The following is a 12,443-nucleotide window of genomic DNA, read 5'->3' on the forward strand; positions in this document are numbered from 1 at the left end:
CCGGTTCAGTCAGGGGTATTGATCATGGATGCGGCGGCGTACGTCAGGTAGTTCCACAGGATCGTCTCGTGCTCCTCGGAGAGCCCGAGTTCGTCGACGGCCGCCCGCATGTGCCTCAGCCAGGCGTCGTGCGCCGCCCGGTCCACGGTGAACGGGGCGTGCCGCATGCGCAGCCGGGGGTGGCCGCGGTTGTCGCTGTAGGTGGTGGGGCCGCCCCAGTACTGCATCAGGAACAGGGCGAGGCGCTCCTCGGCCGGTCCCAGGTCCTCCTCCGGGTACATCGGCTTGAGGATCGGGTCCCCGGCGACTCCCTCGTAGAAACGGTGGACGAGCCGGCGGAAGGTGTCCTCCCCGCCGACCTGCTCGTAGAAGGTCTGCTCCTGAAGCGTGCCGCGCCGAATCTCATTCACCTGTACATGGTCTCAGACCGGGTGACCCAGGACTCGAGGCTTAGGACCCCGGCCCGGGCCACGGCCGCGCCTACTGTGGACCCATGGGCGCCTACGACACCGAGACCGACCGTCTGGCCGCCGTCGCGCGGGACGCGCTGGTGCAGGAGATCGACGCCGAGGGAGCCTTCGCCGAGGACCCGGTGTGGCGGGAGGCGTTCGCGGCGGTGCCCCGGCACCTGTTCGTGCCGTACTACTACGTCGCCGGTGCCCGCGGCTACGAGCGCCGCTGGGGCGAGAGCCCCGACCCGGAGACCCGCGCACGCTGGGTGCGCGGCGCCTACGCGGACGTACCGCTGGCGACCCGGCTGCGCGACGGCGAGCTGGTCTCCTCCAGCAGCCAGCCCTCCCTGATGGCGCGGATGCTGGTCGCGCTGGAGGTCGGGGAGGGGGACCGGGTCCTGGAGGTGGGCGCCGGCACCGGCTACAACGCGGCCCTGCTCGCCCACCGGCTCGGCGACGACGACCTCGTCACCACCGTCGACCTGGACCCGGAGATCACCGAGTCGGCCCGCCGGCACCTGGAGGCGGCCGGCTTCCACCCGGCCGTCGTCACCGGCGACGGCGCGCGCGGGGTGCCCGAGCGCGCCCCGTTCGACCGGATCATCGCCACCTGCGAGCTGTCCACGGTGCCGCGCGCCTGGCTCGCCCAGTGCCGCCCCGGTGCCCGGATCCTGACCCCGCTGGCCACCGGCCTGCTCGCGCTCACGGTGCGGGACCAGGCACACGGCGAGGGCCGGTTCCTGCCCACGGCGGCCTACTTCGTACCGCTGCGCGGCGAGGGCAGGCCGCAGCCGGAGGGCGTGTCGCTCGCCGGGCTGCCGGGCCGGGCCCGCGAGCAGGAGACGTTCCGCTTCCTGCTCGCCCTCACCCGGGGCACCCTCGATCCGCAGGAGGCCTACGCGCTGTGGGAGCGCGAGGGCATGCCGGAGCGCGAACGGTACGGGGTCACGGTCGGCGGCGAGCACACGTGGTCGTGGCTGGACGAGCCGGAGGGGCCGTACGCCTGGCCCCTCACCTGAGCGCCGTCAGGCCCGGCGGACGGTGATCGTCGTCCAGGCGCCCACGTGCACCCGGTCGCCGTCCTGCAGCGGAACCGGTACGAACGGCTGGATCGGTTCCTCGGACATGTTGACCGTGGTGCCGTTGGTCGAGTTCTGGTCGACGACGGCCCAGTTGCCGTCCGGCTGCTGCACCAGCACCGCGTGCTGGTGCGAGACGCCCGGGTCCTCCGGCGGCACCGCCAGGTCGATGTCGGGGGTGTCGCCGGTGGAGTGCCGACGGCGCCCGATGGTGACCTGGTTGCCGCTGAGCGTGCGCTGCTGCGCGGGCGAGTACGCGGGCAGGTTCAGGCCCGCGGCCTCGGGGCCCGAGCGCTGCATCATCGCCATGAAGTAGTCGCGGTCGGGGCCGATGGTCGCCGTCCAGGTGACCGGTCCCGCGGGCTGCTGCGGGAAGCCGGGGGTGGCCGGAGCCTGCGGGCTGCCGGGCTGCGGGTAGCCGTACCCGCCGCCCTGAGCCCCCCCGGGGCCGCCGGCAGGGCCGCCGGACGAGGGCGGGGAGATCACCCAGTCGTCGTCACGGCCGCCGAAGGACGGGCCACCGGAGGGCGGACCGCCGACCGGGGGCCGGCCGGTCTCGCGCGGGAACGCGGGCGGCGCGGGCGGACCGGACTGCTGATAGGCCTGCGGGGCACCACCGGGACCGGCGTGCGGCGTCGGGCCGGGCGGCGGGGGCACCGGACGCGAGGGATCGCCGCCGAAGCCGGAGGGACCGGGCGCGTGGGGGCCGCCCTGGGTCGGAGCGGGGCCACCGGAGCCGAACGGGCCGCCGGGACCGGACGGCTCACGGCCGAACGGCGGCGGACCGGCGGGTCCCTGACCCTGACCGGGGCCCTGGGCGGGGCCGCCGAAGCCGGAGGGGCCGGAGGGACCACCGGAGCCCGGGCCCTGTCCCGGGCCGCTGCCGAAGCCGGAGGGACCGCCGGGGTCCTGGGCCGGGCCGCCGAAGCCGGAGGGGCGGGAAGGGCCACCGGAGCCCTGGCCCTGGCCCTGGCCGGGGACGGCGCCGAAGCCGCCCGGACCGGACGGGCCGGGGGAGGTCGGCGGCGGACCCGACGGGCCGCGGTCGCCGCCGAACGGCGTCGGGCCCGACGGCTCGCTGCCGAACGACGGGATGGGCTCGGCGGGCCGGTTCACCTGCGAGGGCCGCGAGCCCTGGTACTCGTACCCGTCACCGCCGCCGTACGTCGCGCTCGGCGGCTGGAACCGCGGCTGCGGCGAGCGCGGCGCCGCCGGGGTGTACGAGGTGGCCGTGTTGGTCAGGAAGTTCCACCGGCACTCCTCGCAGAACGGCGCGCCGCCCTCACGGGGCGTACGGCACTGCGGGCACAGCTCCGCCTCCGGCGCGGAGGCGGCCGGCGGGCGACCGCCGGCCGGGCCGCCCTGCGGGGGCGGGAAGCCGTAACCACCCGCGGGCGGGGGCGGCGGAGGGGGCGGAGGTACGGCACCGGCCATGCGGTGACCGCAGACCTCGCACCAGTCGTCGGAACCCGACTGGTGTCCGTTCGGGCAGGTCGGCATGTCGGCGCTTCCCCTTCTCCTACGCTTTCAGGGCCAGTTCGTGAGGGTCACTTCTTTACACGAACAGTCTTTGTGGACCGGGTCTCCAGAGTCATCTCATCCGCCTCTGCGACCTTCGTCTTCAACCGCACAGTACCTGTCGCGGCGTCGACCACGTCCACCACCTTCGCAAGCAGTTTCGCAGTATCTGTGTTCCCGGAGGCACTGGCGAGCTGAACAGCGCGTCCCAGTTTGGCCGTTGCGCCATCGAAATCGCCCGCTTTGCGAAGATCCAGCCCTTGCTGGATGGCTTGCGCCAGTTCGGCCTGCCCCGTGTAGTGGGCGACCTGGGGGCTGATCGAGGTGGAGGCCGTCATGTCGTCCGTCCACACGGCCCGTACGAGGCCCTGCGCGCCGAGGTTCTGTACCGATCCGTCCGGTTGCGGCACGACCAGCGAGACCCGTGCGGCGAGCATCTCCTGGCCGAGACCGGCCGGCGGCACCTGCACGCACAGGTGGTAGTCCCGGGACTCGTCGCCCCAGGACCCGGTCGGGTAGTCCCCGGCGCGCGGTCCGGCCTCGGCGCGGCGGGCGGTCAAGTCCTCGACGGTGGGGGCGACTTGCTTGACGAACCGGATGGTCGTGCCGACCGGCGTCCACACCCGGAGGGAGACGTCCGCGACCTCCTTGCCCATCGCCGTCTCCATCATCCGCGTGAAGTCGGCGGCGAGATGGGCCGGGTCGGCGACGATGTCGGCCGTGCCGAGCAGCGCGGAGGCGATGCCTGTGACTTCTTTCACTTCCCAGTCGGTGCCCACGCCCCGCGCGTCACAGGTGAACCGTCCGGCACAGGTCTCAAGGGCGGCCCTCAGATCCTGGGGCGACTCGTGTTCGTTGCGGCCGTCGGTGAGCAGGATGCCGTGCCGGATGGTGACGTCCGCCGAGTTCAGCAGCTGGTCGGCGAGCCGCAGCCAGGTGCCGATGGCCGTACCGCCGCCCGCGCTGAGCCGTCGTAGCGCCTGCTTGGCCTGCTCGCGGGTGGTGGCGTCGGCGACCGCGAGCCGCCCGCCGCCCGGATACACCTCCTTGGCCACATGTGTGCCGCCGATCACCGCGAAGTGGGTGCCGTCGCGCAGCGCGTCGACCGCGGCGGCCGTGGCGTCCCGGGCGCCCCGCATCTTGGCCGGCGGATAGTCCATGGAGCCGGAGCAGTCCACCATGATCGCCACCGCGGCGGACGGGCCGCGGCCCTGCGCGTACACCGGGGCCGCGGTGCTGCCGATGGTGCCGCCACCGGTCGCCGTCACGGTGACGATGGCGTTGACCTCGCGCCCGCCCTCCGGCAGGTACTCGTTCTGGTAGACGTCCATCGAGAACTGCGGCACATGCGACTTCGCGAAATTGGCCATGCGTACTCAAATCCCCCTTGGCCGCCCTGCCGAAGCAGGGCGATGGCTGTGAACGGGCCGGTCCCCTCCGCCCCGTGGCCTCAGGCCGATCCTGCCCCCTGCGGCGGCGCCGGGAACGGCACGACCGCCACTGTTACGTTGTCGTGGCCCCCGCCGTCCAGGGCGTGGCCGACCAGGACCCGGGCGCCGTGCAGCGGGCGGGTCGCCGCGTCCAGGGGGATGACCTCGGACATCTCCTCGGCCGTCTCGGCGTAGTTCCACAGGCCGTCGGTGCACACCACCACGACACCGGGCCGGTCGGGCTTGAACGACGCCGTGTGCGGCTCCAGCTCGTAGGCGTCCGCACCGAGCCAGCCGGTGATCGCGTGGGCGCGCTCGTCGGCGTACGCCTCGGCCTCGCTCATCAGGCCGGCGGCGACCATCTGCGCGGCCCAGGAGTCGTCCTCGGTCAGCCGGGCCGCCGGTGCGCCGCGGTCGTCCGGCACCCAGTAGACGCGGCTGTCGCCGACCCAGCCGACGACCAGCAGCCCGGCGGCGACCACCGCGCCGACGATCGTGCAGGCCGGGGCGTTCTGGTGCGGGGTGTGCTCGCGGGCGGTGGCGGGTTCCTCGGCGAGCGCGTTGACGGCCTGCGCGGCCGCGACGATCGCCTCGTGCATCGCCGTCTGCGGATGCGTGCCGCGCGGCAGGGCGGCCAGCAGGGTGTCACCCGCGGCCTGGGACGCGGCCGTTGACGCGTCGTCGGGACGCGTCGCCGAGGACACGCCGTCGCAGACGATCGCGAGCACGGCCGGGGTGCCGTCGGGGAGTGTGGTCTGGCCGACGGCGAAGGCGTCCTCGTTGCGGTGGTGGCGCAGGCCCCGGTCGCTGACGGCGGCCACCGGGCCCGACTCCCGCTCCATGTGGTCGCGTTCACGGGGCTGGGCGTGCCCGCAGTTCTCGCAGTAGCCGTCGTCGTCCACCCGGCCCGCCCGGCAGGCCACGCACACCCGCGCCGGCTCCTCGGGCGGGGCCGGGCTCTCCAGGTTCTCGGCCACGCGCGGGTCGGGCGCCTGCAGCGGGTACTCCTCGGGCTCCTCGGGCCGGTCGAAGCGCACGCCGGAGCCGGCTTGCTGCTCCGCACCCCGCCCGGAGCCGGACTCGTGCTCGCGCAGCGGCGAGCCGCCGGAGTCGGTGCCGGGCAGGTCGGCCGGCAGGTGCACCGCCGGCGGCGTGCCGGGACTCTCCGGCTCGGGGGCGGGCCAGTCCACGCCGTCCGCCGGGGAGCCGGTCGCCGAGCCGGTCATGGTCAGCGTCGGATGGTCCTGCGGCGGCGCGGGCACGACGGACAGGTCGTATCCGCACGCTCCGCAGAAGAGGTCACCCGACTCGACGGGCTCCGCGCAGCTCGGGCACTTCGGCAGCGCGGCCTGCTGGGGCATCTGCGACATCAACTACACCCACGTCCGGGGGCGGTAACGGTTGGCCCGTTCCACCAGTTCGATCCTCTCCTCGCCGCCGGGCGCCAGCCGGGCCAGCGTGCGGTAGGCGCGCTCCAGGCCGAAGCGGAGGTCCCGCTCGTCCAGACCGCTGCCCAGCAGCACCCGTCCCCCGGCGGCGGGCGGGGTGCCCTGGCCACCGGAGAGTATCCAGTCCAGCGCACTGCCGAGGACTTCCGCCGACAACTGCTCGCGCCGCGCCGGGTCCAGACCGTACGCGTCCAGCGCCTCGACCTGCCCGGCGGCGGCCGTCAGGTCGTCCAGGAACGGTACGTCACCGGCGACGGCGGTGCGCTGTCTGAGCCGCGCCCGGACGGCGGCGACCCTGGCGGACGTGTAGTGGATGGACGACTCCGGTACCGACTCCAGGGTCCGTACGGCACCGTGCCGGTTCCCCGCCGCGAGCTGCACCCGGGCGAGTCCGAAGGCGGCGCTGACGAAGCTGGGGTCGGTCGCCCACACCAGGTGGTAGTACTCGGCCGCGTTGTCCAGCTGGCCGAGCACCTCCGCGCACAGGCCGAGTGCGAGCTTCGGCGCGGCCTCGCCGGGGAAGGCGTCGTAGATCGCGTCGAACGCCAGCGCGGCGCCCTCGAAGTCACCGGTGACCAGGGCGGCCATGCCCCGGTACCACACCACCCGCCAGTCCTCGGGCCGTTCCTCGTCCAGCTTGGCCAGGCTCATCAGCGCGGCCTGGTGATCGCCGCTCTCGAGCCGGGCGCGGATCTGCCGGAGCCGGGTCTCCACGGTCTGGGTCGGCGCCGCGTCCAGCGCGCTGATCAGCTCGGCCGGCGCGGAGGTCATCAGCCCTGCCAGGAAACCGGCGTTGGGGTCGCCCGGATCGACCAGCGGGACCGGCAGGGCGAGCGCGGTGGCGGGGGAGTCGACGGGCTTGACGAGCACGGGCGGCACGGGCGCGGGCGGATACGGGCCGGCTGCGGACCCGGCGGGCCCCGGCGCGGGCACCACGGCTCCCGGTCCGGCCGTCCCGCCCGGCGCTCCCGCTCCCGTGGCCCCGGCCGCGGGGACCACCGCCCCCTGCGCGGGCCCACCGGCCCCGGAACCGGCCGCCACCGGCGCGCCGGCGGCCCTCCGCCTGCGGCCCCGCACCTCCCGCGCCCCCAGCCGGGACACGTCCCCGTCCAGCGTGGGGAACAACTCCCGGTCCGTGACCCTCACCTCGGGACCGAACAGCGTGGACAGGGCGGGCCGTGCCTGCCCTGTCTGCAGCGAGACCATCTCGCGCAGTACGCCGGTCAGCTGTTCGGCCATCTCCTGCGCGGAGGCGAACCGGCGGGCCGGGTCGGGGTCCGTGGCGCGTACCAGCAGCCGGTAGAAGGACTCGTAGCGGCGGAAGACGTCGATGGTGTCCGGGTCGGGCAGGGAGTCGACGTAGACGTTCGTGTAGCCCTGGAAGTCGAAGGTGAGGACCGCGAGCGTACGGCCCACCGTGTAGAGGTCGCTCGCCACCGACGGACCGACCTCGGCGACCTCCGGCGCCTGGTAGCCGACCGTGCCGTAGATCGCCGACTCGTCGTCGTCCATGCGGCGCACGGCACCCATGTCGATCAGTTTGAGCTGGTCCTCGGTCTGGATGGCGTTGTCGACCTTGAAGTCGCAGTAGAGGAGGTTGCGGCTGTGCAGGTGGCCGAGGGCCTCCAGCGCCTCGATGCCGTACGCGCACGCCTGCTCCACCGGCAGCGGGTCCCGGCGGCCCTCCGGTGTGCGGCGGGCGTTGGCGATCTCCTTCAGGGACTTGCCGCCGACGTACTCCATGACGATGTAGCCGTCGAGGGAGCCGGTGCGCTGGTCCAGGTGCTCGACGAAGTTGTAGATCCGCACGATGTTGTTGTGCTCGATCTCCGCGAGGAAGCGCCGCTCCGAGATCGCCGCCGCCATCGCGTCCTGGTCGCCGGTGTCCAGCAGACCCTTGAGCACCACCCACCGGTCGGAGACCGCCCGGTCCACGGCGAGGTAGATCCAGCCGAGTCCGCCGTGCGCGAGACAGCCCGCGACCTCGTACTGGCCGTGCACCACGTCCCCGGCCTTCAGCTTCGGCACGAAGGAGTAGGGGTGCCCGCACTTGGTGCAGAAACCTTCCGTGCGCCCCGGCCGGTCGCCCCGGGCCCGGCCCACCGGCGCCCCGCAGTCGGACCGCGAGCAGAACCGCTTCCGCTCGGGCACCTCGGGGTGGTCCAGGACCATCGCGCGGGGGTCGGGCCGGGGTACCTGCGGCACGTTCACCAGCCCGGCGCCGAGGCGTCCGCGGGTGGACGTGCCGGAGGAGGAGCCGGAGCTGCGCACCGACACCGAGCGCCCGGTGGACCGGCCCGACAGGGAGCGGGACAGCCGCCCGGACACCGAGCGGCGCGACTTCGAGGACTGCGAGGACGTACGGGAGCTGCTGCGCGAACTGCCGCTGTCCGCCGCGCCCCTGGTCAGCCCGGTCGCGGGCGAGCCGACCATCCCGCTCGCCGAGACGACCGGTGCGAGGCCGCAGGTGTCGCAGTACAGCTCACCGCCGCCGACGTCCTCGTACACGCCCTCGCAGCCCGGCCGCTGACAGCTCTGCCCCGGCTGGCTCATGACTGGTCCCCCTTACGGTCCTCCGGTGCCCCCGCACCACCGAGCAGCTCCGCCGCCAACTGCTGGTAGCGCAGCACCGCCTGTTCGGCCACCCGCAGGTCGCAGGGCGCGCTCCACAGCATGCGGCGGGCCGCGTCGTACCGCTCGACCAGGAACGGGTCCTCCGCGAGTCCGTGCCGGGACACCTTCGCCCTGTACGCGTCGAGCCGGCCGCGCAGCTCGGCGCGGACCGCGAGCGGCGCGGTCACCGCGGTCAACGACTCGCGGGCGCGCAGCAGTTCGTCCTCCGCCTTCTGCTCCAGGGATTCGAGCAGCGGGGAGAGCCGGTGCCACTGCCCCTGCCGCCGGTATTCGGCCGCCGTCGCCAGCTGCTCCTGGAGTACGGTCGGCGGCCCGCTGACCACCGGCACCTCGGTCGCCGCGATCTTCGCCAGCACCTCGCCGCGCGCGGTGCGGGCCTCGGCGAGGGTGCGGTCGGCGCGCGAGAGCACGTCCCGCAGCCGGATCAGCCGCGCCTCCGCGTCCTGCCGGACCGTGAGCACGGCGTCGATCTCCCGGCGCACGTCCTCCAGGGCGCGCGCCTCACGGTCGTACACGGTGGTGTCCGGCCGGCCGCCGCCGGGCGCCGAACTGCCCTCGGCCGGCATCCAGAAGGCGAGCGGGTCCGAGACCACGTCCTGCCTGAGCCTGGTCAGCGTGCGCGTGATCCGCTCCAGGTCGTCGCCGGCCGGATGCTCTCCAGGGCGTACGCCGACGGAGTGCGCGAGCTTGCGGGTGCGCTGGAGTTCCGCGGCGAGTAAATCGATCCGCGCGGGCAGCGCCGACCACACCGCGTCGGCGGTCACGACCAGGTCCAGGCTCGTCGCGTACAGCTCGTTCATCCGGTCGACCAGCGCGGTCAGCGAGAAGGACTCGCTGAGCCTGCCGTTGCCGCCACCGGGGATGGTGACGGACTCGCCGCGCAGCAGTTCGGTCAGCTCCGCGAGGTCCTCGCGGCTGGACCAGCGGCGCCGGGCGCGGATCTCGCGGGCAGCGCGCAGCGCGTCGGCGTACGCGTCGAAGTACCCCCACAGCAGGGTGATCCGCGCCTCCGTCGCCTGCCAGCGGTCCCGGGTCACACCGGTCAGGTCGGCGCCTTCGAGGAGTCTGCGGCCCGCGTGGTCCTGCAGCGCCAGCAGCGAGGTCTCGATCGCCTCGTGCTCCTGGCCGAGCCGCGCCAGCGCACGGTCCACCTCGTCCCGGTCCATCACCGGCCCGGCGGGGTCCGTGACGCCCATCGATCACCTCTCGCTGCCATCAAGTGTTCCGGTCGGATGTGGCTCAACTCGTCCGCAGATACCGCGGCGCGGGCGGCTTGGACGCGCTCGAGTCCTTCCCCAGTGTCGCCGACAGCCAGGTGTCGTACGACGCCTGCCAGCCGCTGGCGCGGTAGCCCACCAGAACGCGGTTGACCCGGCGTACCAGATCGGATGCGTCCTTCTTCATCGCCACGCCGTAGTACTCGGTCGTGAACGCCGCGCCCTTCAGTTCGACGGTCGGGTCCTGGGCGGCCTGGCTGGCGGCGAGCGCGCCGTCGGTCACCACCGCGTCCACCTCGCCGAGTTGCAGCCTGACCAGGCAGTCCAGCTGGTTCGGGACGGTGGTGGAGATGTCCGTGGAGGCGGGCAGGGCACCGCTCTTCCTGTCGGCGTCCAGCTTGGTGTACGCCGTCGAACCGGCCGCCGTGCAGATCCGCTGGTGCGCGAGGGTGCCGTTGTAGCCCGTGACGGACGACGACTTGGGCGCGAGGACCTGCTGCCCGGTCTTGAAGTAGGGGGCGGAGAACGCGACCTGGGACAGCCGGTCGCAGGTGATCGTCATGGTCCGCACGACCATGTCCACCCGCCCGTCCTGGATCGCGGAGATCCGCTGGCTGGTCGGTATCGCCTTGAACTGCACCGCCTCCGGGTCGCCGAGGATGTCCTGCGCGATCCGGTGCACCAGGTCGATGTCGAAGCCCTCCAGCTCCGTGCCCTCGGTGTTCGGGTTGCGGTAGCCCCAGTGGTAGCTGTTCTGGTCGACACCGACGATCAGCTTGCGCTTGGCGCCCGTACGGGCCTTGATCGCGTCGATGGTCGGCCCGTCCGCTCCGGACGGCGCCAGGGTCTGGTCCTGCGCCTCGGAGTCCCGGCAGTCCCCGGCGCGGGCCTGCAGGCCGTGGGCGACGGCCTGACCGCTGCGCCCGGGATGCCCTGGGGGCTGCTGGGTGCACGGCAGCAGCAGGACGAAGGCCAGCGCCAGCGCGCACAGCACCGCCATCGCGCCGACCCCGCCCCAGCCCCGCAGGGAGGCCCGTACACGTGCCGCGTACATCGTCATGCCCCCTGTCACCGGTACTCCGAGAGTCTGCGCCCGATGCCGGCCACCGCGCCGGCCGCGCCGAGCACCGCGAGCACGGCCACGCCGACCGGCAGCCCGGCCATGGCATCCCGGCCGTCTCCGGCGGCCCGCTGGAACTCGCCCTGCTCGTGGTCGATGGCCTGGGCGAGATTGCGGTCGACGCTGTCGAAGCACTCGCCGGTGGCACCCTTGGCGCCGATGACCTTGTCCAGCGCCTGCTGGTAGTTGCCGTTCTCGTCCTCGGCGCGGGCGGAGGCATGGCGCTGCTTCCACACCGCCATGTTGCCCTCGGCCGCCTTCACCGGCGTACGGCCGCCCTGGTCGTCGGCGAGCGTCTGCGCCCGGGTCAGCCCCTTGCCGAGCACGCCCATGTCCTTGTCGAAGTCGTAGTAGTAGGCGTCGTACGTCTTTCCGCCGACCGTGATGGTCTCGGCGCCGCGCGCCACCAGGCTCAGGTTCTCGTTGCCGCGCGCCTTCAGGGAGGCGATGCGGGCGTCGTGCAGCACGGTCAGCGAGCGGACGCCGTGGTCGTAGGAGCCGTTCAGCTCCGCGCGGGCCACCGCGTGCCCGACGACGAGCCACAGCAGGGCGACGGCGGTGCCGGCGCCGGCCGCGACCAGACCGTGGTTGAGCACGCGGTTCGTCCGCCGGTACGTGCGGTGCTGGGCCCAGCCGAGCGCGGCCAGCGCGAGCACGCCGAGCGCGATGGCGATCCACGGGTACGGCGTCGCGTCCGCGTAGTCGGCGTCGAGCCGGGCGTTCTCCTTGGTGTAGAGATCCTCCGCCGCCGGGAGCATCTCCTGCTGCATCTTCTCGTTGGCGTAGCGCAGATAGGCGCCGCCGACCGGATATCCCTGGCGGTTGTAGGTCCGGGCCCGCTCGACGAGCCCCTTGTACTCGGGCAGCAGCTTGTTCAGCTTGGCGATCGTCGCCTCGGAGGCGGAGCCCGGCTCGGCGTTGGCGGCCGCGGTCACCAGCCCGGCGGCCGCGGTCCTGATGTCCTTCTCGTACCGGTCCCGGGAGGCGGCCGTCTCCTGGCCACCCGCCAGAAAGCCGCTGGACGCGGCCGTGTTGGCGTCCGCCAGCGAACGGTAGATGTCGGCGGCACCCGAACTGAGCGGCTGGCTGCGGTGCAGCACGTCGTCGGCGGCGGCCGTCCGCTCACTGGCCTGCCAGGCGCTGACCGCGCCGAACGCCACGACCAGCAGCGCCAGGAAGGCGCCGATGATCCGCAGCCGCCCCGGCTCGGTGGTCGCCGCGGCCCGCAGCCGGTCGACGCCCTCGGCGAAGGCGGTCCGCCGGGTGGGCGGCGCGGGGGAGCCCACGGGGGCCGGCCGGGCGGACTGCGGGGGGATGCCGGGGGCGGCGGGCACGCCGGGGCCCACCGCTGGCGGTGCCGCGCTCTTCGGCGGGTGTGTCACTTGACCTCCCCCATGGTCATCCGTTCGCCGCCAAGTATCGCCGCACGGACTGACATCTGCACCGGCCTTCACTGGATCTTGATCGGATCGCAGTGTGCGCCGCTCATGAACACGCCGGGAGCATCTGTTCGGTTCCCCTCCGCCACGGGATGCGCCGCGCGCC

Annotated in this window: 10 protein-coding genes; 2 read left to right on the forward strand and 8 right to left on the reverse strand. The window is 73.7% G+C overall.

Annotated elements, in window-relative coordinates; all coding sequences use genetic code 11:
* Positions 1-5 precede the first annotated feature (5 nt).
* Positions 6-410: a globin gene (locus ACZ7HQ_RS00750; RefSeq protein ID WP_470982895.1), complete on the reverse strand. Its 405-nt coding sequence runs from the start codon at positions 408-410 to the stop codon at positions 6-8.
* Positions 411-493: 83 nt separating this feature from the next.
* On the opposite strand from ACZ7HQ_RS00750, the gene ACZ7HQ_RS00755 reads away from it, so the two are divergent.
* Complete coding sequence (locus tag ACZ7HQ_RS00755; RefSeq protein ID WP_470982897.1) at positions 494-1,471, forward strand: methyltransferase domain-containing protein; 978 nt, start codon at positions 494-496, stop codon at positions 1,469-1,471.
* A 6-nt stretch (positions 1,472-1,477) separates the two neighbouring features.
* Here ACZ7HQ_RS00755 and ACZ7HQ_RS00760 read toward each other — a convergent pair whose 3' ends face one another.
* The 4 genes from ACZ7HQ_RS00760 to ACZ7HQ_RS00775 all read right to left on the reverse strand — a co-directional run bounded on the left by ACZ7HQ_RS00760 (position 1,478) and on the right by ACZ7HQ_RS00775 (position 8,132).
* Entirely contained in the window at positions 1,478-3,031 is a 1,554-nt protein-coding gene (locus ACZ7HQ_RS00760) for an FHA domain-containing protein (RefSeq protein WP_470982900.1), read from the reverse strand.
* Between the two features lie 47 nt (positions 3,032-3,078).
* Positions 3,079-4,419, reverse strand: a complete 1,341-nt coding sequence (locus ACZ7HQ_RS00765) for a vWA domain-containing protein (protein WP_470982903.1) — start codon at positions 4,417-4,419, stop codon at positions 3,079-3,081.
* 80 nt (positions 4,420-4,499) lie between these two features.
* Positions 4,500-5,849 (reverse strand): PP2C family serine/threonine-protein phosphatase, encoded by a 1,350-nt coding sequence (locus tag ACZ7HQ_RS00770; RefSeq protein WP_470982905.1) that lies wholly within the window; start codon positions 5,847-5,849, stop codon positions 4,500-4,502.
* A gap of 3 nt (positions 5,850-5,852) precedes the next feature.
* Positions 5,853-8,132, reverse strand: coding sequence for a serine/threonine-protein kinase (locus ACZ7HQ_RS00775; protein WP_470982907.1), 2,280 nt, complete (start codon positions 8,130-8,132; stop codon positions 5,853-5,855).
* A 31-nt stretch (positions 8,133-8,163) separates the two neighbouring features.
* Between ACZ7HQ_RS00775 and ACZ7HQ_RS00780 the strand changes: the two genes are divergently transcribed.
* Positions 8,164-8,457, forward strand: a complete 294-nt coding sequence (locus ACZ7HQ_RS00780) for a hypothetical protein (protein ID WP_470982909.1) — start codon at positions 8,164-8,166, stop codon at positions 8,455-8,457.
* A 19-nt stretch (positions 8,458-8,476) separates the two neighbouring features.
* Here the strand turns inward: ACZ7HQ_RS00780 and ACZ7HQ_RS00785 are convergent, their stop codons facing one another.
* The 3 genes from ACZ7HQ_RS00785 to ACZ7HQ_RS00795 are packed head-to-tail and all read right to left on the reverse strand — an operon-like array spanning position 8,477 to position 12,280.
* Positions 8,477-9,757, reverse strand: a complete 1,281-nt coding sequence (locus ACZ7HQ_RS00785) for a hypothetical protein (RefSeq protein ID WP_470982911.1) — start codon at positions 9,755-9,757, stop codon at positions 8,477-8,479.
* A gap of 43 nt (positions 9,758-9,800) precedes the next feature.
* Entirely contained in the window at positions 9,801-10,832 is a 1,032-nt protein-coding gene (locus ACZ7HQ_RS00790) for a glutamate ABC transporter substrate-binding protein (RefSeq protein ID WP_470982913.1), read from the reverse strand.
* 14 nt (positions 10,833-10,846) lie between these two features.
* The gene (locus tag ACZ7HQ_RS00795) at positions 10,847-12,280 is read right to left on the reverse strand and encodes a hypothetical protein (RefSeq protein ID WP_470982915.1); all 1,434 of its coding nucleotides are present in this window, start codon (positions 12,278-12,280) and stop codon (positions 10,847-10,849) included.
* Between the last annotated feature and the right edge of the window lie 163 nt (positions 12,281-12,443).

It is taken from the genome of Streptomyces sp. NPDC037290 (genome assembly GCF_055603245.1).